At 48.6% G+C, this 25,634-nt stretch carries 23 protein-coding genes; 12 read left to right on the plus strand and 11 right to left on the minus strand.

All coding sequences use genetic code 11. The annotated features are described in order from the left end of the window. Positions 1–5 precede the first annotated feature (5 nt). Positions 6–1,007, plus strand: a complete 1,002-nt coding sequence (locus KDM90_RS07485; protein ID WP_212674948.1) for a response regulator — start codon at positions 6–8, stop codon at positions 1,005–1,007. A 19-nt stretch (positions 1,008–1,026) separates the two neighbouring features. On the opposite strand, the gene KDM90_RS07490 is transcribed toward KDM90_RS07485, so the two are convergent. From KDM90_RS07490 to KDM90_RS07505, 4 genes are all read right to left on the minus strand, one after another. Beyond that, complete coding sequence (locus tag KDM90_RS07490) at positions 1,027–1,623, minus strand: class I SAM-dependent methyltransferase (RefSeq protein ID WP_212674949.1); 597 nt, start codon at positions 1,621–1,623, stop codon at positions 1,027–1,029. A 29-nt stretch (positions 1,624–1,652) separates the two neighbouring features. After that, positions 1,653–2,243, minus strand: coding sequence for a cold shock domain-containing protein (locus KDM90_RS07495; RefSeq protein ID WP_212674950.1), 591 nt, complete (start codon positions 2,241–2,243; stop codon positions 1,653–1,655). Positions 2,244–2,366: 123 nt separating this feature from the next. Then, positions 2,367–3,083 (minus strand): hypothetical protein, encoded by a 717-nt coding sequence (locus tag KDM90_RS07500; RefSeq protein ID WP_212674951.1) that lies wholly within the window; start codon positions 3,081–3,083, stop codon positions 2,367–2,369. A 491-nt stretch (positions 3,084–3,574) separates the two neighbouring features. Next, positions 3,575–3,913 (minus strand): hypothetical protein, encoded by a 339-nt coding sequence (locus KDM90_RS07505; RefSeq protein WP_212674952.1) that lies wholly within the window; start codon positions 3,911–3,913, stop codon positions 3,575–3,577. A 283-nt stretch (positions 3,914–4,196) separates the two neighbouring features. Here KDM90_RS07505 and KDM90_RS07510 point away from each other — a divergent pair, with 283 nt between their 5' ends. The 9 genes from KDM90_RS07510 (at position 4,197) to KDM90_RS07550 (ending at position 14,031) form a co-directional block, all read left to right on the plus strand. Beyond that, positions 4,197–4,409: a ParD-like family protein gene (locus tag KDM90_RS07510; RefSeq protein ID WP_189347066.1), complete on the plus strand. Its 213-nt coding sequence runs from the start codon at positions 4,197–4,199 to the stop codon at positions 4,407–4,409. Between the two features lie 8 nt (positions 4,410–4,417). After that, a complete protein-coding gene (map, locus tag KDM90_RS07515; RefSeq protein ID WP_212675051.1) occupies positions 4,418–5,185 on the plus strand; it encodes a type I methionyl aminopeptidase in 768 nt (255 codons plus the stop codon). 345 nt (positions 5,186–5,530) lie between these two features. Beyond that, on the plus strand, positions 5,531–6,046 hold the full coding sequence (locus KDM90_RS07520; protein ID WP_212674953.1) for an NAD(P)H-dependent oxidoreductase subunit E: 516 nt from the start codon (positions 5,531–5,533) through the stop codon (positions 6,044–6,046). Continuing rightward, complete coding sequence (locus KDM90_RS07525) at positions 6,043–7,623, plus strand: formate dehydrogenase beta subunit (protein WP_212674954.1); 1,581 nt, start codon at positions 6,043–6,045, stop codon at positions 7,621–7,623. Before KDM90_RS07520 ends, KDM90_RS07525 begins: the two co-directional genes overlap by 4 nt. A gap of 9 nt (positions 7,624–7,632) precedes the next feature. Continuing rightward, on the plus strand, positions 7,633–10,548 hold the full coding sequence (gene fdhF, locus KDM90_RS07530; protein WP_212674955.1) for a formate dehydrogenase subunit alpha: 2,916 nt from the start codon (positions 7,633–7,635) through the stop codon (positions 10,546–10,548). Continuing rightward, positions 10,545–11,396 carry a formate dehydrogenase accessory sulfurtransferase FdhD gene (fdhD, locus tag KDM90_RS07535; RefSeq protein ID WP_230409661.1) on the plus strand — a complete coding sequence of 284 codons (852 nt, stop codon included), beginning with the start codon at positions 10,545–10,547 and terminating at the stop codon, positions 11,394–11,396. Before fdhF ends, fdhD begins: the two co-directional genes overlap by 4 nt. Continuing rightward, positions 11,393–11,635, plus strand: a complete 243-nt coding sequence (locus KDM90_RS07540; protein ID WP_212674956.1) for a formate dehydrogenase subunit delta — start codon at positions 11,393–11,395, stop codon at positions 11,633–11,635. Before fdhD ends, KDM90_RS07540 begins: the two co-directional genes overlap by 4 nt. Positions 11,636–11,872: 237 nt before the next feature. Then, entirely contained in the window at positions 11,873–13,501 is a 1,629-nt protein-coding gene (locus KDM90_RS18270; RefSeq protein WP_212674957.1) for a methyl-accepting chemotaxis protein, read from the plus strand. A gap of 113 nt (positions 13,502–13,614) precedes the next feature. Continuing rightward, on the plus strand, positions 13,615–14,031 hold the full coding sequence (locus tag KDM90_RS07550) for a bacteriohemerythrin (protein ID WP_212674958.1): 417 nt from the start codon (positions 13,615–13,617) through the stop codon (positions 14,029–14,031). A 77-nt stretch (positions 14,032–14,108) separates the two neighbouring features. On the opposite strand, the gene KDM90_RS07555 is transcribed toward KDM90_RS07550, so the two are convergent. The 4 genes from KDM90_RS07555 to glmS form a co-directional block, all read right to left on the minus strand. Beyond that, complete coding sequence (locus KDM90_RS07555) at positions 14,109–14,711, minus strand: hypothetical protein (protein WP_212674959.1); 603 nt, start codon at positions 14,709–14,711, stop codon at positions 14,109–14,111. Between the two features lie 53 nt (positions 14,712–14,764). Beyond that, positions 14,765–15,148 carry a VOC family protein gene (locus KDM90_RS07560; protein ID WP_212674960.1) on the minus strand — a complete coding sequence of 128 codons (384 nt, stop codon included), beginning with the start codon at positions 15,146–15,148 and terminating at the stop codon, positions 14,765–14,767. A 106-nt stretch (positions 15,149–15,254) separates the two neighbouring features. Beyond that, a complete protein-coding gene (locus KDM90_RS07565) occupies positions 15,255–16,454 on the minus strand; it encodes an HD domain-containing phosphohydrolase (RefSeq protein ID WP_230409662.1) in 1,200 nt (399 codons plus the stop codon). 112 nt (positions 16,455–16,566) lie between these two features. Continuing rightward, positions 16,567–18,396 carry a glutamine--fructose-6-phosphate transaminase (isomerizing) gene (gene glmS, locus KDM90_RS07570; protein ID WP_212674961.1) on the minus strand — a complete coding sequence of 610 codons (1,830 nt, stop codon included), beginning with the start codon at positions 18,394–18,396 and terminating at the stop codon, positions 16,567–16,569. Between the two features lie 197 nt (positions 18,397–18,593). Between glmS and KDM90_RS07575 the strand changes: the two genes are divergently transcribed. Further along, a complete protein-coding gene (locus KDM90_RS07575) occupies positions 18,594–19,064 on the plus strand; it encodes an Lrp/AsnC family transcriptional regulator (RefSeq protein ID WP_230409663.1) in 471 nt (156 codons plus the stop codon). 145 nt (positions 19,065–19,209) lie between these two features. Here KDM90_RS07575 and KDM90_RS07580 read toward each other — a convergent pair whose 3' ends face one another. From KDM90_RS07580 to glmU, 3 genes are all read right to left on the minus strand, one after another. Next, positions 19,210–20,370 carry an NAD-dependent epimerase/dehydratase family protein gene (locus tag KDM90_RS07580; protein WP_212674962.1) on the minus strand — a complete coding sequence of 387 codons (1,161 nt, stop codon included), beginning with the start codon at positions 20,368–20,370 and terminating at the stop codon, positions 19,210–19,212. A 241-nt stretch (positions 20,371–20,611) separates the two neighbouring features. Beyond that, on the minus strand, positions 20,612–21,901 hold the full coding sequence (locus KDM90_RS07585) for an NTP/NDP exchange transporter (RefSeq protein ID WP_212674963.1): 1,290 nt from the start codon (positions 21,899–21,901) through the stop codon (positions 20,612–20,614). A 1,400-nt stretch (positions 21,902–23,301) separates the two neighbouring features. After that, positions 23,302–24,669, minus strand: a complete 1,368-nt coding sequence (gene glmU / locus KDM90_RS07590) for a bifunctional UDP-N-acetylglucosamine diphosphorylase/glucosamine-1-phosphate N-acetyltransferase GlmU (RefSeq protein ID WP_212674964.1) — start codon at positions 24,667–24,669, stop codon at positions 23,302–23,304. A gap of 202 nt (positions 24,670–24,871) precedes the next feature. Here glmU and KDM90_RS07595 point away from each other — a divergent pair, with 202 nt between their 5' ends. Then, complete coding sequence (locus tag KDM90_RS07595) at positions 24,872–25,555, plus strand: DUF4272 domain-containing protein (RefSeq protein ID WP_212674965.1); 684 nt, start codon at positions 24,872–24,874, stop codon at positions 25,553–25,555. The last annotated feature ends 79 nt before the right edge of the window (positions 25,556–25,634 follow it).

Here is a 25,634-nt window from a genome sequence, read left to right on the forward strand (position 1 = left end):
CACGCATGAGACAACAAGACGAGCGCCCCAAGGTTTTAATCGTCGATGACGCTGCAACCAATTTGCAAATCTTGCGCCAAGTGCTGCATGAAGACTATCGTTTACTGTTTGCACTCGATGGAGAAAAGGCACTCAAACTCGCACAAGAAGAAGCGCCAAATTTGATCTTACTAGATGTGATGATGCCGGGTTTAACGGGTTTAGAAACTTGCCAACGCCTCAAAGCCAATCCCACCACCAAGGCGATTCCCGTGATCTTTGTCACGGCATTGAGTGAAGTCAGCGATGAGTCAGCAGGTTTTGAAGTCGGTGCAGTCGACTACATCACCAAACCGATTAGCCCGCCCGTCGTACGTGCTCGAGTGAAAACCCATCTGTCTTTGGTCGGTGCAGATGAATTGCAAAAGACCCGTTTACAAATCATCCAATGCCTAGGTCGCGCTGCCGAATATCGCGACAATGAAACTGGCTTACACGTGATACGCATGAGTCACTATTCCCGTCTGCTCGCACTGGCAGCGGGCTTTAGCGAAAGCCAAGCCGATTTATTATTCCATGCCGCACCAATGCACGACATCGGCAAAATCGGCACACCAGATCACGTCTTGCTCAAACCCGGCAAACTGGATCAAGACGAATGGGCACTCATGCAAAAACATGTCTTGATGGGAGCAGAAATCTTGGGCGAACACGACTCCCCCCTGCTCCAAATGGCACGCATAATTGCGCTGTATCACCACGAAAAATTTGATGGTAGCGGCTACCCTCATCGCATCGCTGGAGACGCCATTCCTATCGAAGCCCGCATCGTCGCCATCGCCGATGTATTCGACGCCTTGACCTCGGTTCGTCCCTACAAAAAAGAATGGGAAGTACAACAAGCAGTCGATCTCTTACTCAGCGAAAAAGGCAAACACTTTGATCCTGAACTCGTCGATTTGTTTATCGCACAATTACCAGCGGTGGTCGAGATTAAAGAAAAGTATGCGGAAGAAACAGCGGCCTGAACTGTAGAAAAACCGAAGACTAAATAACTCGCTGCGCTTCGTAATAATGGTTCTCACCTTCATCGACGTAGTGACCAATGATTGCGAATCCATGCGCTTTCAAACAAGCGACATAAGCGTCTTGCCCTAACGAATGCGACACAAGGCCAGTGCTCGCATCACGCCACTGACAAGCCTGTATTGGCGCAGTGAATAGCAAACGTCCACCGAGCTTCACATGCGTTGCAAGGCGCTGAATCAAAGCCAACTGATCCGCTTCATCCAGCAAAAATAGCAAACCTATCGCCAACACCGCATCAAACTGCTTAGAAAAGAACGTACACTCTTGCACGCGCGCGCAAGCGATAGGAATGGATGGAAATCGCTGCTGAAAATGCGCGAGCAAAGTCGGCGAACTATCCACCGCCCAAACCCGCAAACCCGCCGCCTGCAAAATGCGCGTCACCGGAAAACCCGCACCACAAGCCAGCTCCAACACTTCCGCATTAGGACTTAAGCCAGCACACCAAGCTTGCAAAACCGCCGTACCAATTGTTGAGCGATCACGTGCACCTAGAAATTCTAGTGCGTGATTTTCGTAGGCGGTGGCGGAATCAGAGTAGGAATCAGTGAGCATATTGCGTGACAAGGGAATTTAAAGAAGTCTCAATTCGAGAATACTGACGTACACAAATTTTGTTCACATGGGATTCCATCATAATCGCCATCCATTTTTGGATTAGGGCAATTCTTGAGAAAATATTTTGCCTCTTCACACGAAGTCATTTGGGAACAATGCTGGCGACCATCACACTGAAAACGCCTTGAGTTTGCTGTCGCGACAGCAGATTGGGACACGTCCTCGTTTTCAGATTCAGCCACACCGACATCATGTTCAAACGATGCACGTCGAGAGAACTGATCATAAGCAAAAAGTCCTATCATGGTAAAAAAAGCCAAGCTTACTATTCGATTCAACAAGGGCTTACTTGATACTGGCGATTTCGTGCGATTCGTTAGACGTTGGCGGTCAAATTTGGTTGTGGATCGGTCTAGACATTTCAGATTCTTAGCTTCTCTTTTGCGATCTTGCCCCACCTGAAACTCAAAACTAAGGTTTTCACCGATACGGGGGCGCGTTCCAACCTTAGGAAAGGCAGAAATATGAACAAAAATATCCTGATCACCATGCTTAGGCTTAATAAAGCCAAAACCACGATCATCATTCCACTTAGACAGCGTGCCTTCGAAACGCATAAACAATCCACCCTATTCGCAAAATCAAAGCGCACAAACTAGCATAGGGACTACAAATCAGCAACTCAAGCGGGACTCGGAGAAATTATTTTTTTGTGCCTGCGTCAAACGCCAAGTTAAATCTCAATGCCTTGCTCTCTGTTCTTTAGAACAAGACATTTGTTCATTCACTGGTTTTAAACTATTCAGATGAACGTTTAGTTTTGAAATAGCAATTGCATAGCGAGGGATTGCACCGGTTGCAGTGCGATGAAAATATTCTGGAAATTTTTCAACTCGATAAGCTCCAAATTGATCCTCTGGAATTTCTATTGATGTTTCAAAGTCATCACTAGAAATTTCTCCCTTCAAGTCAGATACCGAACAAGGTAGCCACAAAGTCGGATCACTACCAAAGACCAACATATACAAATCATTTTTCTTACTTCTGATAAGTTTACTTTTGGCATACCTTGGCATAGTAAAAATCTGACCGTCAGTTTTAAGCATGACAAGAACAGAATTCAGCCCTTTTTCGTATCCTCGCATTCCGAAGTGATCGCTAGTGATGACTTCAAGCTTCTGCGGAACTTCGCCGCCATACACAGTCAAGTTAACGGTCGCTGTAAGAGAAAAAGGTGGCGGGTCGAAATCGATACAAACAACGCTAGGTTGACTACATGTAGCAGATTTGGCAGGTCTCGCAAAATACGTACCTGGAACAAGATCGGCGACAACCAAGAGCGGCCTCACAAGTTGCTCATCCAATGTAGGGAGCACTCTTTCTGTTTGACTTTGCGAAACAGTTGGGAGAATCAAGAGTGCGACGATGGTTGTGAATGATCTAGTGAAGTAAGTCATGAAATTCAACCTTCAAGCTGCCCGGCTGGCAACACCAGCCGCAAAGCGGCATTCTCTTGTTGACTGTCCCCACCGAGCGAAAAGTTATGCCACATCAGGTTTGCCAATCTAGTACATCTCGAATTCATTGAAGTCTATGTCCTTAATTGCGGCGTCCAGTAACTCGGCCATGTTCGCACGCTCGCCCTCGCTTCCTGCTTCGAAGCGCACCTCCTGCTTCGGATCGATGAGGTAGCTCGAGAACTCTCGGTCCTTGAATACAAAGACGCGAAGCTGCCCCTGCGATTCCCGACAGACGTGGAGGTCAAATCTCGTAGCACGTGCGTCATGGGCTATTGTAAGCAGATGCCTCCATGTGAGGTTAGGCTCCTGAGCCTCAACAATCTGCGCAAGGTCGGTGTCAACGTGAGGCATAACGCCGAGCTAAAGGGCTTTGCGGAGCGTAGCGTAGCAACGTCCCAGCGACCAAAGGGAGCGCTTTGACCGCCGTGTTAGCCGACATATCTGTACCACTTCCTTAAATCAGTTGAAAGTTCGACATTATTTTTGATTATTTTCAGCATGTTTTCTGGCATTTCAGTGGTACCTGTTTGGCGAGCAACTTCTGAAACCAAATAGTAATAACCTTTGAGATTGTTGTCGTCAGATTTTAATGTTTCGTAACGAAGGCAAAGCTGATTTAAAAGCTCGAATGCCTCCACGCCTTTTACTTTTATTAGCAATAGATCAAACGCACCAGCCGTGAACGTTTCATTGTGCTGAAAATCCGGGACTCGACCAGAACTAATTTCATTAGATATTTTTAGAAGCTCATCGACACGATTGGTCATGTTTGTTGACTAACTTGTTTGAAAGTAAAAAACCGAAGTTAACACATCCTAAAAATTTGATCAACAAAGCTCCAAGACGATGGAAGCTCTTACCCAGCTTGGCATCGCTTGAGAATATCTACTCACTTCGCGGTATAACAGAATCGACAAAAGAGGCGTGCGCATTTTGTGCAATTGATCGAATCCATCGCAACTGAATCGACAATAAGTTGCTTGCACAACAGCAAGCCTAGATTATATACTTCACATACGATTCATATTCACACCATATCAAGGAAATTTCATGGGCATCGTCAATATCGATGAAGAGTTACACGATCAAATGCGTAAGGCGAGTGCAGTGTCTTGTCGTTCGATTAATGCGCAGGCTGCGTATTGGATTAAGATGGGGATGCTGTGTGAGATGCATCCGACTTTGAGTTTTCATCAAATCATGGCGGAGGAGATGCGTGCGGCGGGAGTGGAGACGCAGGCTTTACGGGTGGTGAGCGCATGAGTAGCACCATTATTAAGCAGCCTGAAGAAATCGCTTTGATGGCGGAGGCGGGTAAATTATTGGCGCAGGTGTTTACGCATTTGGATCAGCTTAATTTGATCGGCATGTCGACCATGCAGGTCAACGATATCGTCGATCATTACATCACGCAGGATTTGCAAGCGCGGCCAGCGAGTAAGGGGCAGTATGGTTATGCCTATGCTTTGAATTCTTCGCGGAATCATGTGGTTTGCCACGGTGTGCCCTCGCCTACCGAGATTTTGCAAAATGGCGATATCGTGAATCTTGACATCACCTTGGAGAAGCATGGTTTTATCGCCGATTCTAGCAAGACCTACTTGGTCGGTGAGGTCGCGCCCGCAGCCAAGCGATTGGTGCAAGTGACTTATGAAGCCTTATGGAAAGGCATTAAGGCGGTACGACCTGGTGCGCGTTTGGGCGATATTGGTTTTGCGATTGAAAGCCATGCGCGCAAACATGGTTACACGGTGGTGCGCGAATATTGTGGACATGGCATTGGACGCGAAATGCATGAAGCACCCGAGGTTTTGCATTGGGGTAAACCACGCACTGGATTAACACTACGCGAAGGCATGGTGTTTACGATAGAACCGATGATTAACCAAGGTAAGGCCGCGGTCGATACCGAGGATGATGGTTGGTCGGTGGTGACTTTAGATGGCAAATGGTCTGCACAGTTTGAACATACGGTAGCGGTGACCAAAGAGGGTGTGCGTGTTTTGACTTTGCGCCCTGATGAAAAGCTTGGTGGTTGAGAGGGCTTCACAAGTCGGCATTCTGATATTACTCCCTCTCCCGTAAGCGAGAGAGGGTTGGGGTGAGGGAGGTTGATATGCACGAAAACATGTTACCTGTATGTGCTTTCAATACCGAACTCAGCATTTAAATGCATTTCGTCAATCTGAACTGCCCTCACCCTAGCCCTCTCCCGCTCGCGAGAGAGGGAACATACTTCCCCCCACATTTCGCCGCAGATCAAGGACGAAACACCTATATCCAAATTCAATTGGAAAATTGTGGCTTTTTCTATCACAATGATGGAATACGAAAGAGGATGCAAAGACATTCCCTCAATTCCCCAACCAAGATGCGGATAGCCCATGTTAAGCGACCATCAACAAGAGACGGTTCAAAACGCGATTCTCGAACACAAGACTGAACAGTTTCATCAAAGCGGCTTGCTGCCGATACTTCATGCGATTCAAGATCGCCTCGGCTTTATTCCCGCCGACGCAACGCCCATTGTCGCTAAAGCGCTAAATTTGTCGCGCGCAGAAGTACATGGCGTGATCACGTTTTATCACCACTTTCGACAAGAGCAACCAGCCCAAACTATCGTTCAAGTTTGTCGTGCCGAGGCTTGTCAATCCATGGGTGCAGAAGCTTTGTGGAAGCATGCTTGCCAACGTGCTAGTAACGATGGTGGCAATAGCGCGATTACTTTAGAGCCTGTGTATTGCTTAGGACTTTGTTCAACAGCACCGGCAATGAGTGTGAATGAACGTCCGTATGCACGCGTGAATGCGGCGCGTTTTGATCAACTGCTTAAACGTCATCAGGATACGCAAACTAGCAGCGCGACATCAGCAGAACCAGCAAAGGAGAATACGAAATGAGTATTCGTATTTATGTGCCTGCCGACAGTGCAGCCATCGCCTTAGGTGCAGATGAAGTTGCTGAAGCAATTCTCACCCAAGCGCAACAGCGCGGTATCGAGATCGACTTAATTCGCAGTGGTTCACGCGGTATGTTTTGGTTGGAACCATTGGTGGAGATTAGAACAGATGGCGGACGAACCGCCTATGGTCCGGTTCAAGTGGAGGATGTGAACGCCTTATTCGACAACGATTTTTTACATGGCGGCGCGCATGCTTTAAGTCTCGGTTTAACCGAAGCGATTCCGTATTTACAGAAACAAGAACGCGTGTGTTTTGCGCGTATGGGTGTGATTGACCCGTTGTCACTTAGCGATTACGAAGCACATCAAGGTTTTGCAGGCTTACGCCGCTGCTTAAGCATGTCACCTAGCGAGGTCGTGCAAGAAGTGCTGGATTCTGGTTTGCGTGGTCGTGGTGGTGCAGCTTTCCCAACCGGGATTAAATGGAAAACCGTAGCAACGGCGTCAGCTCCACAGAAATACATTGTCTGTAATGCTGATGAAGGTGACTCTGGTACTTATTCCGACCGCATGACGATGGAAGGCGATCCCTACATGCTGATTGAAGGCATGACCATTGCCGCAATCGCCGCAGGCGCAACGCAAGGGTATATCTACATTCGCTCTGAATATCCGCGCGCGATTGAAGTCATGCTAGCCGCCATCGCCAATGCAAGCGCTGCGGGTTATTTGGGCGATCGCATTGCTGGCTCGTCGTATGCGTTTCACTTGCAAGTACGCAAGGCTGCGGGATCGTATGTGTGCGGTGAAGAGACCGCCATGTTAGAGAGTATCGAAGGTAAACGCGGTGTGGTGCGTGCCAAGCCACCTATCCCAGCAATACAAGGTTTATTTGGCGCACCGACGGTGATCAATAATGTGATCAGCTTTGCCTCGGTGCCGCGCATACTTGAACGTGGTGCCGCTTACTACAAGAACTTGGGCTTGGGTCGTTCGACTGGCACCTTACCGATTCAACTCACGGGCAATATTCGCTACGGTGGTTTAATCGAAAAAGCCTTTGGCGTGACTCTACGTGAATTGCTGTTTGATTTTGGTGGTGGTAGCGCCAGTGGACGCCCTATCAAAGCGGTGCAAGTCGGTGGCCCACTTGGGACTTATGTACCAGAACAATATTGGGACCTGCCCTTCGATTACGAAGCCTATGCTGCGGTCGGCGCAACGCTTGGACATGGTGGCATTGTGGTACATGACGACACCGCCGATTTATCCAAACTGGCGCGTTATGCGATGGAATTTTGTGCGATTGAATCTTGTGGCAAATGTACGCCGTGCCGCATTGGCTCCACGCGTGGAGTCGAAGTGATCGAACGATTGGTGCAAGCTGATGCCGATTCTGCACTCAAACCCGCGCAAGAAAAACTCTTACGCGATTTGTGCCACACCATGCAATACGGCTCGCTGTGCGCACTCGGCGGTATGACACCCAATCCGGTGATTTCTGCCCTCAATTATTATCCGCAAGACTTTGGTCTAGCAGCGGCAAATCCGGCTTCGGATCTATCCAAGGCCTAGGAGAACAAAATGCTTTCTCATTTAAAAGATACTGATTTCGGCACACCTCGTCGCGAATCTGAACAAACAGTCAGCCTAGAAATCGACGGTGAAATCGTCACCGTTCCAGCGGGTACTTCCTTGATGCGCGCAGCGGTGGAAGCTGGAGTACAAGTTCCTAAACTGTGCGCCACTGATAGCTTAGAACCATTTGGCTCTTGCCGCTTATGTTTAGTCGAGATTGAAGGACGCAAAGGTTTTCCCGCCTCATGCACCACACCTGCGGAAGCGGGCATGAAAGTCAAAACTCAAAGCCCGGAGTTGCAAGAATTACGCAAAGGCGTGATGGAGTTATACATCTCCGATCATCCTTTAGATTGCCTGACCTGCTCTGCCAATGGCAATTGCGAATTGCAAGACATGGCGGGTGTCACGGGATTGCGCGAAGTGCGCTACGGTGTTGGTGCGGGCGATAGTAAAACTAGCGGCGGCAAGCATCATCTCGATAGCAAAAAAGATGAATCGAATCCCTACTTCACTTACGATCCATCCAAGTGCATCGTTTGTAATCGTTGCGTACGGGCTTGCGAAGAAACCCAAGGCACGTTTGCTTTAACCATTAGCGGCCGTGGATTTGAAGCACGGGTTTCACCGGGCCAAGATCAGCCATTCATGGAATCGGAATGTGTGAGCTGCGGCGCTTGTGTTGAAGCTTGCCCCACCGCGACTTTGCAAGAAAAAACGGTGATCATGTTGGGTCAAGCAGAGCACAGCAAGATCACCACTTGCGCGTATTGCGGCGTGGGTTGTGGTTTCAAAGCAGAGATGAAAGGCAACCAAGTGGTACGCATGGTACCGTGGAAAGATGGCAAAGCGAATGAAGGACACTCTTGCATCAAAGGACGTTTTGCTTGGGGCTATGCAACCCACAAAGATCGCGTCACCAAACCGATGATACGCAAAAGCATCCATGACGCATGGCGCGAAGTGAGTTGGGATGAGGCCATCAATTATGCTGCTTCCGAATTTAAACGCATACAAGCCAAGTACGGCAAAGACGCCATCGGCGGCATCACCTCATCTCGCTGCACCAATGAAGAAACCTATCTAGTACAAAAATTAGTGCGCGCGGCTTTCGGCAATAATAATGTCGATACTTGCGCGCGCGTTTGCCACTCTCCAACTGGCTATGGACTTGGTCAAACTTTTGGTACGTCGGCGGGAACACAAACCTTTAAATCCGTCGAACATGCGGATGTGATTATGGTGATCGGTGCCAATCCAAGTGATGCGCATCCGGTGTTTGCCTCACGTATGAAAAAACGTCTACGCCAAGGCGCAAAATTGATCGTGATTGATCCGCGCCAAATTGACTTGGTCGATGGACCGCATGTCAAAGCGGATTATCACTTACAACTCAAACCTGGTACCAATGTCGCCATCATCAGTGCGCTGGCGCATGTGATCGTGACTGAAGGATTAGTCGCGCAAGACTATGTACAACAACGTTGCGACGACAAATCATGGCGTGAGTGGAGCGCATTTGTGGCGCGTGCCGACAATTCACCCGAGGCGATGGAAGCTGTCACAGGCGTCCCTGCTGCACACATCCGTGCTGCTGCGCGCTTGTACGCAACCGGCGGCAACGCGGCGATTTACTATGGCTTAGGCGTGACCGAACATGCGCAAGGTTCAACCATGGTGATGGGTATCGCTAATCTGGCAATGGCGACGGGTAACGTCGGACGTGAAGGCGTGGGCGTCAATCCTTTGCGCGGTCAGAACAATGTGCAAGGTGCTTGCGACATGGGTTCCTTCCCGCATGAATTGCCAGGCTATCGTCATATTTCTGATAGCACGGTGCGTTCGCAATTTGAAACGGCATGGGGGGTTACACTGAATCCTGAACCAGGTTTACGCATCCCGAATATGCTCGACGCTGCGCATGCGGGCGAATTCAAAGGCCTGTATTGCGAAGGCGAAGATATCGTTCAATCTGATCCCAATACCCAGCACGTCACTGCTGCATTGATGGCGATGGAATGTCTGGTGGTACAAGATATCTTTTTGAATGAGACAGCAAAATACGCTCACGTGTTTTTGCCGGGATCTTCTTTCCTCGAAAAAGACGGTACCTTTACCAATGCTGAACGCCGTATCTCACGCGTACGCAAAGTGATGCCGCCCAAGGCTGGTTATGCTGATTGGGAAGTGACCATGAAACTGGCAAATGCGCTTGGCTATCCTATGCAGTATCAACACCCCAGCGAGATCATGGCAGAAATCGCCGCACTGACACCGAGTTTCCGTGGCGTCAGTTACGAAAAAATTGACCAACACGGCAGCGTGCAATGGCCATGCAATGAAACCACCGCAGAAACCGGCACCGCGATTATGCATGTCGATCAATTCGTGCGCGGCAAAGGACGTTTTATCATCACGCAATATGTCGCCACCGATGAGAAAGTCACACGCAAATTCCCGCTCTTGTTAACCACTGGACGGATTCTGTCGCAATACAATGTCGGTGCGCAAACCCGTCGCACAGAAAACAGCCAATGGCATCACGAAGACCGTTTGCATATTCATCCGCATGATGCAGAAGAACGCGGCATTCAACACGATGCGTGGGTCAAAATCGAAAGTCGCGCGGGCGATACGGTATTGCGTGCCTTTGTGACGCAAACCATGCAACCGGGCGTGGTGTACACCACTTTCCATTTCCCCGAATCGGGCGCGAATGTGATTACCACCGACAATTCGGACTGGGCGACTAACTGTCCTGAGTACAAAGTGACCGCGGTGCAAGTCATGCCCGCCAAACCGAGCATGGAACAATCTGCATGGCAGCAAGCGCAACAAGCGTTTGATGCTGAACAATTGGCGCTGGCACAGGCTGCTTGGCCTGAGAAGACACAATCATCAAGGACGCAATCGACAACATGAACTCGATGAATGCAAGCATGTCGATCAGTGATTTGGATGTACAGACCCAAGATACCCGCGCGCAGCCAGTGATGCGCTTGCGCGATGGTCAACTGCAACAAGCGCAAGACCAGATTGCGCAAGAAGTTGCAGTCGCCTTTGTGTTTAATGGCATTGCCTTTGCGGTGATGATGGCGAGCCCAAGTGATTTGCATGACTTCGCTTATGGCTTCGCTTACTCCGAGGGCATCATCGACCACGCTACGCAAATCTATGATTGCGAAGCAAAGCAAGAAGCGCAAGGCTATACAATCGATATCACGATTGCCGGCGCTTGCTTCGCTCGACTCAAAGACAAGAAACGTCAACTTGCGGGTCGCACTGGCTGCGGTTTATGTGGGGTTGAGAGTCTGGAGCAAGCGATACGCCAACCAGCGGCGATACAATCCGAAATACGTTTTTCTGCACCAGCGATTTCAAGCGCATGTACTGCGATGCGTACTCAACAAAATTTATTAGACGCAACTGGCAGCAGTCACGCCGCTGCGTGGTGCCATGCGGATGGAAGAGTTGCCGTCATTCGCGAAGATATCGGCAGACACAATGCGCTCGACAAGGTGATCGGTGCTTGTCTGCGCCAAGGCCTAAACATGCCGCTAGGCTTTGTCTGCGTTACCAGTCGTGCCAGCTACGAGATGGTACAAAAAACTGCGAATGCCGGGATTCCATTACTCGCCGCGATTTCCGGTGTGACCAGTTTAGCCATCGATATCGCACAACAAGCTGGTTTATGCTTACTCGGCTTTACCCGAGGCCAAGACTTTAGCGTCTATTGCCATTCACAACGTTTACATTTCACGACAACATGAACACTCTCGACAAACTCGTCAAAATGGCGAATCAAATCGGCACATTCTTTGAAAGCTTCCCGGATCGGGAAGAAGCCTTAGATGGTATCGCCACTCATTTGAAAAAGTTTTGGACACCCGCAATGCGACAAACCTTGGTCACCGCACTTGACGCCAATCAAGTGGATGGACTGAATGCCATCGTCACACTCGCAATTACGAAACATCGTGCCAACATCATTGCTACTGCCAAGCAATAGTCAAGGCGAATTCAATCGAATAATATTAGGTTTTCTAGTTGAGCTTTTGGTTTGCACTTTTCATTTGCGCTTTTCATTTACTTAACAACTAGAATTCTCTAGTTCCAACAAAACGAATATCTAGTTCTTCCGAGGTATTACAACACCCTGATGGCGTGACTAGACTTGATCTGGTCAAGGTTGATAATCAGCCTAATTCGATGCTGCCCTAGCATCCTCCCAATCAGGAGTCTCGTCATGTCACGCTTTTCCGATTTTAAAATAAGCTTACGCCTCGCTGTTGGCTTTGGCATTCTAATAGTGATGATGCTTGGTATGGGCAGCATCGCTTGGCTACGATTTGCGGAAGTCGATGCTGTCAATACGCGCATCATTGAAAAAGATTGGGTGAAAGCGGAGTCCGCCAATATCATCAATGCGACGACACGCGCCAATGCTCGCAACACGATGGAACTTTTGATCACCGAAGATCCACAACAAGTTCAAGCGATCAAACAATCCATCGAGAATAATAAGAAAATCATCAGCGATGCACTCGACATGCTCAAACAATTAATTTATCTACCCGAAGGCAAAGCGCACTTAGCCAGCTTAACCGAGCGACGTATCGCCTATGTTGCTTCTTTCTCAAAAGTTGCGCGTCAAATTGATGCTGGTGACCGAGCAGCTGCTACGCTCACGATGAACCGCGAAACTCTACCCGCTTTAGACGCATTACAAGAACCTATCGTCGCACTGACAAAATTACAAAAACAAATTGTCATCAATAGCAGTCAAGAAGTGCGAAATCGGATTCAAGCCGCTCGTTTGCTATTAATCGGGCTGATGTTAACTGGAACATTCATTGGGATGGGCCTAGCTTGGTTCATCGCGCGTTCGATTACCCGCCCACTGAGTGAAGCGGTGCATATTGCGCGCACGGTAGCGGCTGGCGATTTGACTAGTATTGTCGAAGTCACTAGCAAAGATGAATGTGGTCAGCTACTGCAATCGATGCAAGACATGAACGCCAGTCTCATCAAGATCGTACATCATGTGCGTAGTGGCACTGAGCTCATGGCAAACGCTTCGCATGAAATCGCAGATGGGAATATGGAGCTTTCTTCACGTACCGAAGAACAAGCCAGTGCTCTCGAAGAAACTGCCGCATCGATGGAAGAACTCGCCTCCACCGTAAAGCATAATTTTGAATCGGGGGAGCATGCAAATCGTCTCGCCGAATCGGCTGCACAAGTAGCTGTAAAAGGAGGTGCAGTCGTTGGTGAAGTTGTCCACACGATGGAAGCAATCAATCTATCTTCGCGAAAGATTGCAGATATCATCGGCGTGATCGATGGCATTGCATTTCAAACCAATATCTTGGCATTGAATGCGGCGGTCGAAGCCGCACGCGCAGGTGAACAAGGCCGTGGTTTCGCCGTTGTCGCCTCTGAGGTTCGTTCGCTCGCGGGACGATCCGCTGCAGCCGCCAAAGAAATCAAAACTTTGATTACCGATTCAGTCAGCAATGTGAGTGATGGTTGCCGATTAGTAGAACAAGCCGGCAGCACGATGGATGAAATCGTGGTGCATGTGCGTCGCGTTGCCGATTTGATGGGCGAGATCACGACTGCCAGCCGTGAACAAACCACCGGCATCGAACAAGTGAATCAAGCAGTTGGTCAAATGGATACGGTCACCCAACAAAACGCAGCCTTGGTAGAAGAAGCCGCCGCTGCGACCCAGGCATTGGATCACCAAGCGACCCTATTAGTGCAAGCAGCTAGCGCATTCAAAATGCCACTATCAGCATCGAGTATCACCGCAAAGCGCGCGATGACAGCCCGCGTTGATGATCAAGAACTGCCAGCTTTAATTGGAATGTGAACGCCCTACTTTGTGTATTCTTTTGACTTAAGCGAGCACCGGCATACTTTCAACAACTTGAATTTGATCAAAAAAGAAACAAAGAAACGACAGTCAGCAATCAGGAGAAACGCATGGCATATTTTGAATGGGCCGATGATATGGAAATTGATCGTGGCCCCATAGACGACGATCATAAAAATCTAGTGCGATTAGTCAATGAACTACATACAGCGACGAGTGCAGGACGAGGACACGAAGTCATAGAACAAATCATGGGCAATCTGATCAATTACACCAAGGATCATCTCGAACGAGAAGAACAGATTATGGCAGCGCTCCACTTCCCGAATTTAGAGCGGCACAAACAAGGTCATCAACAATTTGCTAAAAAGCTTAACGAGCTACAAGCAAAGTACGAGGCCGGCAGCATCACCGTTCCATCACAATTATCAACAGTATTGCGTGACTGGCTGTCGCTACACATCCGCCGCTCGGATAAAGAGATCAAAGTATTCTTACAAAGGAAAGAGAAGCTCGGTAAAAAATAGTCTACTTGTATTTATCCCAATCGCTGCCATCAAAGGCTCAATCGCTCAATCAAAATAGCAATCAAAGTCAACACTGCTTATTTCACTTCTACACTTTCAACACGGATCAATTCACAAGCACCTGCACCAGTATCCTCACGCGTCAGCGACGATTGCCAATGCCATCCATCCGACGCATTCACTTCCACCAATTTCCCGCGTAGGCGAATGATTTGTCCGGTTCGCAGTGCTTTCAGTTGCTCTTCGATTTTTGCATTCGCTGGAATCATGTGCATATTGGCGCTATGACTTGCGATTTCAGAGGGAGGTCGCGGCGGCGTATCCTCCCAGCGATAGGAATAGAAGCGATGGCCTTGAGAAATCGTCAAGGATGATAAAACTTCAGAATCCGACATCGATCCCCAACCCAAGGCCAAATCCACTGGAGACAAATCCGCCTCACGCCCAATCGAATACAATTCCTTCGCCAAAATGCGCGCTTCAATATCAAAATCTGCCAGTGCCTTGATCGTGTAATCCCCCTTCTGCCAACTATCACCACGATCAAGCATCGTCTGCACCGGTTCACGCTCGACCAAAACACCGCTTGCATGCCTGATCGGCTTGTGTTGACGTTGTTGATACTGGTATCCCGCAAAACAAAGCAGCAGTAAAACAAACATCCATCGCTTAGATACCATTTCCCAACCTCAATTCATCGCTCCAATTGGATGGACAGCGTTACTGCACATACTCACTGCACATACTCAGAAATCTCAATCAAGTTTTGATCGGGATCGCGAAGGTAAATCGACAAAATCGGCCCACACGCACCTGTCCTTCGAATCGGACCTTCAACTATCATCACGCCGAGTTGCTGCAGTTCTTGTATTACCTCGCTCAATGGAGTCTCGGCGATCAGGCAAATATCGATCGAGCCTGGCGTGGGTTGATCTGCTTTCGGCTCAAATTCTTTGCCTGCCTCATGCAAATTAAATTTTTGCTGGCCAAATACAAGCGCCTGACGTCCCTCGCCAAATTGCACCACCTCCATGCCAAGCACGCGCACATAGAAATCGATGGTCGTTTGGATACTTTTAACTGTCAGTACAACGTGGTCAATTCGTGAAATTTTCATGGTTCATCATCAATGTTGGGGACACAAGACGCTCTGAGCACGCGCTAAGACACCGAATATCCAAACACTTGGCTATCAAGGTGTATCACTATCCATGGACACAGCATTATCTTTGCATAAAGACGTCAGGGTTTTCTAACTGCATTGTTTCACAAAGGTCCACAATCGACGCATCTAATTGACTGCCCGCGCCTAATCGTATTTCGCGAAGCGCAGCATTGATTCCCAATGCGGGTCGATAAGGGCGGAAAGAAGCCATGGATTCCATGATATCGGCGATTGCTAAGATGCGCGATTCTTCTAAAATTTCGTTGCCTTTCAAACCTTGTGGATAACCAGAACCATCGATTTTCTCGTGGTGTTCACGCACGATACGTGCAATTGGCCAAGGAAAAGGGATATCTTTCAGGATACGATACCCTGTTTCAGGATGCTCTCTGATCAGTGCCATTTCTGCAGGGTTCAAGCGAGATGGCTTGGTTAGAATTTCACTTGGGACCGCGATTTTACCTATGTCATGTACCAATGCCGCTAAGCGTAAGCCTTGAATTCTAAAGGGCTCCCATCCCAGTCTTTGTGCAATCGCACAAGCGATATCGGCAACGCGCTCCTCGTGCCCAGCAGTATAGGGATCGCGACTCTCTAAGGTGAGTGCGAGTGCGCGAATTGTTTGATACAAGGCTTCGTCCAATTGCTTCTGCGAGGCCGCCCGCTCTAACCTCTCATGTTCCAACTTGTGTGAGAGGGTGAGTTTTTCAATGCCATTCGCAATTTCGACGGCAAGTGATTCAAACACAGGTAAGACGTGTTGAGAAAACGCATTCGGTTCTCGGGAGTAAATCACTAGTGCGGCTCTGCCATCGGGATGTTTGAGCGGCACCGACAAACTCGAACGCAGTCCAAACTGTGATGCCTTTTCCAGCCAAGGACTGAAATGCTGATCAATTGCAGCATCAGAAAGGATTTGCACAGTTTGACTACGCAAACAAATACCCGTTGGTCCTCTTCCATAAGGAGAGTTTTCATCCCAACTTATTGTCACGCCTCTTAAATACCCCTCCGCTTCACCAGCACAGCCAAGATTTCTGACCGTTTTTTCCTCATCATCGATTGCCAGACCAATCCATGCCAGCATAAACGGCGTATTCGTCGTAATCGCCGTACAAATAGCCGAGAGCACGTCAGATAGTGTCTCCGCTTTAGAAATCGCTTGCACAGCGCCAGCGAAGGCTGACAAGGCCCAGTTTTCGACTTGTATTGGCTTATGCGAATTGCCACCCTCATTGCCATCGATGTCTTCGTTCATTCACGCTATCCTCAAAGGTGGTAAATCAGTGGTTCCGGAAGAATTGTCTATTTTTAAACTGGCATGATTTTTTGCATGCAGCGTACGGCCACTTAGTCTACTCTAAATAAGCCTATTCCACCGTCACACTCTTCGCTAAATTCCGCGGCTTATCCACATCCGTCCCACGCGCCAGTGCGGTGTGATACGCCAGCAATTGCAGCGGTACAGTATGCAATATCGGGGACAGCATGCCGTAGTGTTCTGGTAGACGAATCACGTGTACGCCTTCGCTTGGTGTGATGCGGGAATCAGCGTCGGCGAAGACGTAGAGTTCGCCGCCGCGGGCGCGGACTTCTTGCATATTCGATTTGAGCTTTTCGATTAGCGTGTCATTTGGCGCGACCGTGACTACCGGCATCTCTTTGGTGACGAGTGCTAGTGGGCCGTGTTTGAGTTCGCCTGCTGGGTAAGCCTCGGCGTGAATGTAGGAAATCTCTTTGAGTTTTAAAGCGCCTTCGAGTGCGATGGGGTAATGCAGGCCGCGACCTAAGAAGAGTGCGTTTTCCTTGCGAGCGAATTCGTCTGCCCAAGCGATGATTTGTGGTTCTAGCGCGAGTACGGCGGTGATCGCTACTGGCAAGTGACGCAGGTCTTTGATGTGATCTTGTTCTTGCACTTCGCTTAAACGATCTTTACTTTGCGCTAGCGTGAGCGCCAATAAAAATAAGGCGGCGAGTTGTGTTGTGAATGCTTTGGTGGAAGCGACTCCGACCTCGACACCCGCGCGCGTGATGTAGGCGAGTTCGCATTCGCGCACCATGGCGCTAGTGGCGACATTACAAATCGTTAGGCTGTGCGGCATGCCGAGTTCACGAGCGTGTTTGAGGGCGGCGAGTGTATCGGCGGTTTCGCCGCTTTGTGAAATCGTGACGATTAAACTCTTAGGATCGGGCACGCTGTCACGATATCGGTATTCACTGGCGATCTCCACATTGACTGGAATTTTGGCGATGGATTCTATCCAGTATTTTGCCGTCATACCTGCATAGTAGCTCGTGCCACAAGCGAGGATTAAGACATTGTCGATCTCTTTGAATACGCGATAAGCTTTGTCACCAAATAGCTCGGGCATGATATTGGTGATGCCTTCTAAGGTATCGCCCAAAGCGCGTGCTTGTTCGAAGATTTCCTTTTGCATGTAGTGGCGATACGGGCCTAATTCTGCTGCACCAGTATGGGCGTGGACAGTGCGTACTTCGCGCTCGACTTGTTTGCCATGCACGTCGACAATCCATACACGTTGCAATTGCAGATCGACGACATCGCCTTCTTCTAAATAAATAATCTGATCGGTGGTGCCAGCTAAGGCCATCGCATCAGAAGCCAAGAAATTTTCTCCTTTGCCGATACCCACAATCAGTGGTGAACCTTGACGCGCGCCGACCACGCGATGTGGCTCATCACGGCAGAAGACCGCAATGGCATACGCGCCCGTTAAACGCTTCACTGCGTGTTGTACGGTGTCGAATAAATCGCCGCTGTATAAGTGATCAACTAAATGGGCAATGACTTCGGTATCGGTTTGGCTTTCAAATACATATCCAGCTTGCATCAGTTCAGCACGCAGCTCTTCGTGGTTTTCAATAATGCCGTTATGTACCAAGGCGATGCGCGCATTCTCGCCATTCCGAGAAAAATGCGGATGCGCATTGGCAGAAGATGGTGCACCGTGGGTTGCCCAGCGGGTGTGCGCAATGCCAGTAAAACCTGCGAGGCCAGTTTGCTCGACCTGTGTTTGCAGCTCCGCTACGCGCGACGTGCTGCGTGAACGCTGTAATTTGCCATCGACATGCAGCGCCACACCGCAAGAATCATAGCCACGGTATTCGAGGCGTTTGAGACCTTCTAACAAGATAGGAGTGATATTGCGTTGTGCTACTGCGCCGACGATGCCACACATAGAGACCTCTGCTTGAGCTTTGTTTAAGAATAGATGCGTCTGAATTAACGTATACCAACATGCTAATCGAGAGCACATGAAATTTTCTTTCAAAATTTATTAATTAATGATTAAATAGATCACCAATCCACATGCATATCGATTTATTTCATTATTTAATGCAATTTGAAATCTTCATTCAATCATTTGCAACACTTATGACCCAATTAGATGACTTAGACAAAAGAATATTGCAGGTCTTACAAAGCGACGCCTCATTGAGCAATCATGCCCTAGCGGCACGCGTGCACGCCTCGCCACCGACCTGCCTAAGGCGCGTGCAACGCTTACGGAAAGAGGGCGTGATCGCCAAAGAAGTCGCGATTCTGGCACCTGAAAAGGTGGGCGCAGGATTAACCGCAATTGTGGAGATCACCTTAGACCACCAAGCCACCGAACATCAAATCGCCTTTGAACAATTGGTTAGCTTGGAAATCGCCGTTCAGCAATGCTACCGCGTTTCACCTGGACCTGATTTTGTGCTGGTGATTCAAGTCAGCGATATGGCTGCCTATCACGCCTTGGCACATCGCTTGTTTGCAACCCAAGCGAATGTGCGCAATGTACGGAGTTTTTTTTCGATCACGCGCAGCAAGTTTGAAACGCAAATTGCGCTAATTGATTCTTAATACTAGGGTTCGTAATCGGGCTGTGTCGTATTCCAGTTCGTTGACCGGACTGCCAACGACACATCGAAATGAGATCAAACTGCGATGCATCTAGTCTAGAGATCGGCAGTTTGATTCATTGAGTTGTCTTGTGGATGCAAGTGTTTTAGCTGCCCTTTGAGTCTTTCCATCGTTTTAAGATAGTCGCTTCTTGTTCGGCCGAAAACGCAATTTTCACCCGTCCTTTTTCTTCACTTAACTGTGTCTTATACCAAGCGAGCGTATCAGCAACAGTTTGCTCGATAGGGCGAAACCGCATGGCAGCCTTGACTGCTCGCGCATTGCTCCAAGTATGAAAACCTTTTGAATTGCCGTAGTAAGGCGACCAAATCGGAAATTCGATATCAGACTGCTTATCCATAAATTCACTGGGTATCCATGTTAAGGAGCTGCTCGCCTTCGTCGCTTTTTTACATGCTTCCACGACCCGCCCCCAAGGCATAGTTTTTTCAGGCCCGAGTGCATTAAAGCGCCCCGTCGTATTGTGCTCCACCATCATGACTAACCATTCCGCCAAATCACGCACGTCAATGACTTGAAACGGCTCTGTCGGTGCACCAGGCACTGCTATTTCGCCCCCTTGATCAAACCGCACCGGCCAGTAAGTAAACCGTCCTGTAGGATCATCTGGCCCGACGATATAACCGGGACGTACTACCGTGGTTCTACCCGGGAGCGCCTTTTCGGCGGCTTGTTCACAGGCTGCTTTGAGTCCTCCATAGTTTTCAAAATTCTTTCCCATTTCCTCAACGGCAGGGTTGGATAAGCTTGCCAATGGCGTATCTTCATCACCATGCATGGGGACTGGCTCTTTGTAGCAACTAATACTGGAAATGTAGATGTATTGCTTGACTCGGGAGGCAAGCAATTGCGCTGAGGCGCCCACCATACGCGGAAAATAACCTGAGTCATCAATCACAGCATCCCATTCGCCCGTCTCTAAGGATTTGATCCCCTCTCCCTTATTTGGGTCACGGTCACCTTGACGTTTTTCGATATCAGGAAAGAGTCCAGGTCGAGTCTTCCCGCGATTAAACAAAGTCAAAGTATGACCACGCACCGTTGCCGCAGCGACAATAGCAGGGCCTAAGAAGCCCGTTCCACCTAAAATTAAAATGCGCTTCGGTGTTGACGATTTTTGTGCAGTGTAGGGCATGTTCGTTGTTACTTGCTGCGCATTGACGAAACTGGCAAGTCCAACTCCTGTCACGCCCGCCACACTGGCAGCGGTACCTATTTGTAAAAACTGACGACGTAATTGTGACATGATGGCCTCCTCCGATATTGAGATCACTACGAAAATTGGGTGATAGGGACTGCTTGATTTTTACTTTCTATTTATTTGGTATCTATTTGCTGCTCACTTGCTGCTCACTTTGCTACTTACTACTTTGTGCTGCCACCCATCTCGTATCCAAAACCGCGGCGACATCACAATTCCGAACGACTGCGTTCTCATGGATTGCATTTAATTATTAGCGAATAGCGTGATCGCGACCCAGTTCTATTCATTCATCCTGTTCTTTTAATTGATGCCCTATCTTCACTCCAACAAGCAGCCAAGCCGCGGAGCAAGCCAAGGCAACACCCGACATTGCAAGTGCCAACCACGTCAACAATGCAGGCATCCACACGCCCAAGACGTCGCCACCTCGATACACAAAAGTATCAATAAATGCTTTCGACTTATAACGCTCATCAGGTCCGAGGCGTACATACAAAATCTCTCGTGCTGGACGATCGACCGCGTAATGTAGTCCTCGCCGTATCACTTGAACGATCGCCAAAGTGATAAATGCTGGCCACACCAGCAAAGCTCCAAATCCGATCATAGTAAGGAGTGGCAACATCAAAAGCACACCCGGGACGCCAATCCCTCGCAAGAGGCGACTTGCGACAAACAATTGCAAACCGAGCGTCAAAACATTGCCCCAAAAATCCATGCGGGCAAATGCTGCTGTGCGCGCTGCCTGCTCGCTAAAGGTCGTTGCGACGATATTCGCCTGAGTCATATATAAAAAAGTTGAGGTGACGGCATACAATAAAATATACAGACAAATCATTTGCAAATAAGATGAATCGAGAATCGCACGGAACCCCTGTCGATAATCAGGGCTGGGCTCCCGCTCGATCTGCGCCTGCGCAGTTAAATCAAAGAGCTTAGCGAGGCGCAACATACACAACACCGCTAATTCCAAAGCGATACAGGCAAGTATCATCAACCCGTCTGGAGCCAATTGCAGCCCCCAACTTCCGCGACTCAGTGATTCTGTACACGCAGCGCCGAGAATTGCACCTAGCGTACCGCCCATTGAGATCATGCCAAACAATCGTTTGCCCTGATCTTCACTAAATATGTCGGTCATCAAGCTCCAAAAAATCGAAACGACAAACAAATTGAAAACACTCAGCCAAACGTAAAAGCTATAGCCCAACCAACTACCGCCATGCGCAGGAAGGAAATGATAGAGAATCACGAAAAGAACTAAATTCGCAGCAAAGAAATGACTGACCATCGGAATAAACCGACGTCGCACCGTTCTGGAAACTAAGATCGCATAGACGGGATTGACGAGCAGCATCGTCACCATGGTTGCCGTCATCAGCCATGGGAGCTTATCGACCCCTTTGGCAATACCCATCGCCTCTCTAACAGGTCGTAGAAAATAAAAACTAAGCAACAAGAAGAAAAAATACGCGGCACCCCAGCAGAGTGCACGCCCTTCCCCTGGCTGCAATAACACCAAGCTTTGCAAAAAAGATGGAGAGGCTGTCCTCTTGTGTGGCGCAGTTTGCATGTCTTCCTCTTGGATTTCAGCACAGCGAAAATGACTAGCTGCCTTATCGTTGTTTTGCAGTTGGAGATGCGATTTCTCAGGAAGTTCAGCCACCAGCGTCGAGAATTTATAAATTTATTTCAAATTCAAACGGGAACTATCCGATGAATGCGCGGTCTCGAACGCCTACTTTTTAAGCAGACGATGCACTTCATCAAGCGGATTGGTATGTAGGATATACGTCCCTTCAATGCTTATGCACGTCGCCTTAAAGGATTGCAAATTGGGGGCACGCGCTCTCCATTAGCGCCACACAGTCTACGCAAAATCGCAGCAACAAAGCATGTAAGGCAAAGCACTCTAATCGGTCACAAACCTTGATTCAGCGCAAATAAGCTGCGGATTGCCGGACATCTAGCCGTCGACAAAATTTGTTTTTATTGCAAACAAGATGATAAAAAACACCATATCAGTGAATTTTTTAGCACTTTTTCGTCGCAAATTAGCGACGAAATCGCCTATATTTCGGAAGCTATAAAGAAATATTTCTTGACGATGACAAGATATACAAAATATTTATGGGCGACATTACTAATCAAAATTGTATTTATATTTATCGCCTTGCTATGATTCTATCCGTCGCAACGCAGTACATAAAAGTCAGGAAAGACTGCGACAAAATTTAATCACTAAGAAAGGAAATCGTATGTTAAATGCATTCGTAGAAATTCAACTGGTAGTAACAATGATCGCTGTTGTCGCTGCATTTTCAACTTACTTGCTCGATAGCTCAACTAACTAATTGATTCTAATCTTGATTGAATCTTCAAGAAAGGAAGATTTTGCAAGAATGGAATTGAAAGTCGTATTGCTGAGCAACGAGCTAGTAAATAAGTAGTAACTGAGCAGTGAACTAGAAGTAAGCAGAAGTAAACGAGTAATCAACTCGTTGAGCAATAAGTCGAAGACTTGGCATCGTTAAAGCTGTGGTCAACGATAGTTTTAAAGAAGTAATCAGTCGGCTGGTGATGCCATTGCAAACGTTATGCATTGACCAAGTACCCAGTTTATTGATCGTTATTCATGTCGTAAGTAGCATTCACAGGCTGAGCAACACTTAAGTCAGATCGCCAGTGAAGTCAAAGACGCCTGTTTCATGGATGGATGCCATCCCCCCCATTATTCTGGGGAACATGAAAGGCGTCTGCCTTGGGGGGGAAGCTCTTCCCCCGGTTCCGCTTCCGCTTCCATTTCCCCACCCGCTCAAATCGATCATCAGCATTCCAGTCATGCCGGCTTTTTTCAGTCAGGAATGCCAGGACAAGTGAATCACGCTCTCTATTTGAGTGCGATCACGTTGGATCGCACCCACGAAGACGAAACAAAATCAGCATAGAGCTTGATAGGGACTTCGCATCCCGCTATTTCTTGATCTTAACGGGTCGCTGCCAAGCATCGATCGTGATTTGCTTCGCGCGCGAAACCGTGAGTTTGCCCTCTGGCGCATCCTTCGACAAAGTCGTGCCGGCTCCCAATGTCGCACCTTTACCAACTCGCACGGGAGCGATGAGCTGACTGTCGCTACCTATAAAAGCATCATCTTCAATCACAGTGCGGAATTTATTCACTCCGTCATAATTGCACGTGATTGTGCCCGCACCGATATTCACACGACTGCCAACAGTCGCATCGCCAATATAGGCAAGATGATTGGCTTTACTATGCGCGGCAATTTGACTATTTTTTACTTCAACGAAATTGCCGATATGGACATCTTCGCCTAACTCCGCGCCCGGACGCAATCGCGCATAAGGGCCAATCTGTCCGTTCTCGCCGACACGCGCATCCTCGATGTGGCAAAAGGATTTGATCACGCTGCCTGCAGCAATGTGGGCATTTTTAATCACACAATTGGCACCGATACTCACGCCATCACCCAAGATCACCTGCCCCTCGAATACGCAGTTCACATCAATCGTCACATCGCGACCGCATTGCAACTGGCCGCGGACATCAATACGCGCCGGATCAAGCAAACTCACCCCCTGCTCCAGGAGATTTTGCGCAATTTGTGCTTGATGTAGGCGCTCTAATTGGGCAAGCTGCACCTTACTATTGACCCCCATCGTTTCCCAAATCGAGGCTGGTTGCGCGGAAGTGACCTCGACCCCATCCGCCACGGCGCTAGCGACGATATCCGTCAAATAGTATTCCCCTTGCGCATTTTGATTCGACAACTGTCCCAACCATTTTTTCAAAGCACGAGTCGGCGCGACCATGATACCTGTATTGATTTCCGTGATGGCGCGCTCGGACTCATTGGCATCTTTTTGTTCAACAATCCGACGAATCCTGCCATTCTCACGAATAATCCGTCCCAATCCGCTCGGATCAGGCATCTCGGCCGTCAAAATTGCAAGTTTGTCGTCTCCAGCAGCATTGACCAAAGCTTGCAAACTCGTACTGCGTGTGAGAGGAACATCACCGTATAAAATCAATGTTGGTACCGTGTCGTCTAAATGCGGAATCGCTTGCGCGACGGCATGCCCTGTACCCAATTGCGGCTCTTGTTTTGCAAAACTAATATCATCCGCTGCTACAGCGGCGGGAACTTGCTCCCCCCCATGTCCATATATCACACAGATGCGCGCTGCATTTTGAGCACGAACAGCGCGCGCTGTTTCAATCACATGTTTAAGCATGGGTTGACCCGCGATAGGATGCAATACCTTGGGTAAATTGGATTGCATGCGTTTGCCCATGCCAGCAGCCAAGATGACGACGTTCATTATCTTTATCAATTAGAAAACAAGAAGCATTAAGTCTACCACGCAGCTCCCTACCGAAGCACGCAGAATACAATTAGTCGCCCAACCGTAGACCACACGTAGAGCGCCGCATCGAAAGACACCGAACACCGACTCGACCACTTCTTGGACGCACGCCTGCGAGCTGTCATAATCCTGCTTTAAGCCACATCGACAGAATGCTATGACGCCCGAACTCCGAAAAGAAGCCTCAGAACTGCTGCTCCACAAACGCGGCATACGCGTGAATGTACAGCTACATGTAATCGAAGCAGATGAAGAAGTCTGCCTAAGGAGTAGTCAGCAGGTCGAGAACCGGCTGTTCGCCTTATGGGCAGTCAGTCAAGCCGCGCAAACGAATCAGACTCAACACTTTGCGGATTTTTTTCGACACCATCAGCTATGGCCCACTTTATCGGAACATGAAGCAGACTTTCTGTGCCAGACCAAACCGAACGAAGCAGATCGCGAGCGCTTCAGCCATCGACGCCATGCTTGGCATTTTTTATCATGGTGCGCCGGCTTGCTAAGCAAAATCGACCTGAGTAACAAGCCGATCAATAGTCAGGAGACACTGCTTCTTTTTCCTTCAATCGATGAGATTTTGAACAACAACAGCGGGGACTATACAAGCGCGAAATTGCCGAAATTGCCAATCCAGCTGCGCCGCAAAGATCAAATCATGGATTGGTCCGACTTACTCTACCGCTTACATTGGGCAGTTCGGCACGCAAGCTTGAACCAAAAACCTAGCCCCGGAAACATCGATGGTGTTATGGTACGGGAGTGGCATCAAGCAGTAAATTGGATGTGCTGCTATGACAATGAAGAGAATTGGGACTTAGTCAGCACTGAAACGACTGCCTAGTCGAAACGCATCAGGAACCTTTTTCGTCTTTTTTAGTCTAGCAGCATGTCATTAAACGAAGTTGATTAGTTTCTCATTT

This window comes from Affinundibacterium fentianense, assembly GCF_018139545.1.
Taxonomy (GTDB): Bacteria; Pseudomonadota; Gammaproteobacteria; order Burkholderiales; family Burkholderiaceae_D; genus Undibacterium; species Undibacterium fentianense.

What these genes read in the sequence shown, in the direction of transcription:
- KDM90_RS07485 (WP_212674948.1), top strand. Translation starts at nt 6, where the DNA reads ATGAGACAACAAGACGAGCGCCCCAAGGTTTTAATCGTCGATGACGCT.
- KDM90_RS07490 (WP_212674949.1), bottom strand. Translation starts at nt 1,623, where the DNA reads ATGCTCACTGATTCCTACTCTGATTCCGCCACCGCCTACGAAAATCAC.
- KDM90_RS07495 (WP_212674950.1), bottom strand. Translation starts at nt 2,243, where the DNA reads ATGCGTTTCGAAGGCACGCTGTCTAAGTGGAATGATGATCGTGGTTTT.
- KDM90_RS07500 (WP_212674951.1), bottom strand. Translation starts at nt 3,083, where the DNA reads ATGACTTACTTCACTAGATCATTCACAACCATCGTCGCACTCTTGATT.
- KDM90_RS07505 (WP_212674952.1), bottom strand. Translation starts at nt 3,913, where the DNA reads ATGACCAATCGTGTCGATGAGCTTCTAAAAATATCTAATGAAATTAGT.
- KDM90_RS07510 (WP_189347066.1), top strand. Translation starts at nt 4,197, where the DNA reads ATGGGCATCGTCAATATCGATGAAGAGTTACACGATCAAATGCGTAAG.
- KDM90_RS07520 (WP_212674953.1), top strand. Translation starts at nt 5,531, where the DNA reads ATGTTAAGCGACCATCAACAAGAGACGGTTCAAAACGCGATTCTCGAA.
- KDM90_RS07525 (WP_212674954.1), top strand. Translation starts at nt 6,043, where the DNA reads ATGAGTATTCGTATTTATGTGCCTGCCGACAGTGCAGCCATCGCCTTA.
- fdhF (WP_212674955.1), top strand. Translation starts at nt 7,633, where the DNA reads ATGCTTTCTCATTTAAAAGATACTGATTTCGGCACACCTCGTCGCGAA.
- fdhD (WP_230409661.1), top strand. Translation starts at nt 10,545, where the DNA reads ATGAACTCGATGAATGCAAGCATGTCGATCAGTGATTTGGATGTACAG.
- KDM90_RS07540 (WP_212674956.1), top strand. Translation starts at nt 11,393, where the DNA reads ATGAACACTCTCGACAAACTCGTCAAAATGGCGAATCAAATCGGCACA.
- KDM90_RS18270 (WP_212674957.1), top strand. Translation starts at nt 11,873, where the DNA reads ATGTCACGCTTTTCCGATTTTAAAATAAGCTTACGCCTCGCTGTTGGC.
- KDM90_RS07550 (WP_212674958.1), top strand. Translation starts at nt 13,615, where the DNA reads ATGGCATATTTTGAATGGGCCGATGATATGGAAATTGATCGTGGCCCC.
- KDM90_RS07555 (WP_212674959.1), bottom strand. Translation starts at nt 14,711, where the DNA reads ATGGTATCTAAGCGATGGATGTTTGTTTTACTGCTGCTTTGTTTTGCG.
- KDM90_RS07560 (WP_212674960.1), bottom strand. Translation starts at nt 15,148, where the DNA reads ATGAAAATTTCACGAATTGACCACGTTGTACTGACAGTTAAAAGTATC.
- KDM90_RS07565 (WP_230409662.1), bottom strand. Translation starts at nt 16,454, where the DNA reads ATGAACGAAGACATCGATGGCAATGAGGGTGGCAATTCGCATAAGCCA.
- glmS (WP_212674961.1), bottom strand. Translation starts at nt 18,396, where the DNA reads ATGTGTGGCATCGTCGGCGCAGTAGCACAACGCAATATCACTCCTATC.
- KDM90_RS07575 (WP_230409663.1), top strand. Translation starts at nt 18,594, where the DNA reads ATGACCCAATTAGATGACTTAGACAAAAGAATATTGCAGGTCTTACAA.
- KDM90_RS07580 (WP_212674962.1), bottom strand. Translation starts at nt 20,370, where the DNA reads ATGTCACAATTACGTCGTCAGTTTTTACAAATAGGTACCGCTGCCAGT.
- KDM90_RS07585 (WP_212674963.1), bottom strand. Translation starts at nt 21,901, where the DNA reads ATGCAAACTGCGCCACACAAGAGGACAGCCTCTCCATCTTTTTTGCAA.
- glmU (WP_212674964.1), bottom strand. Translation starts at nt 24,669, where the DNA reads ATGAACGTCGTCATCTTGGCTGCTGGCATGGGCAAACGCATGCAATCC.
- KDM90_RS07595 (WP_212674965.1), top strand. Translation starts at nt 24,872, where the DNA reads ATGACGCCCGAACTCCGAAAAGAAGCCTCAGAACTGCTGCTCCACAAA.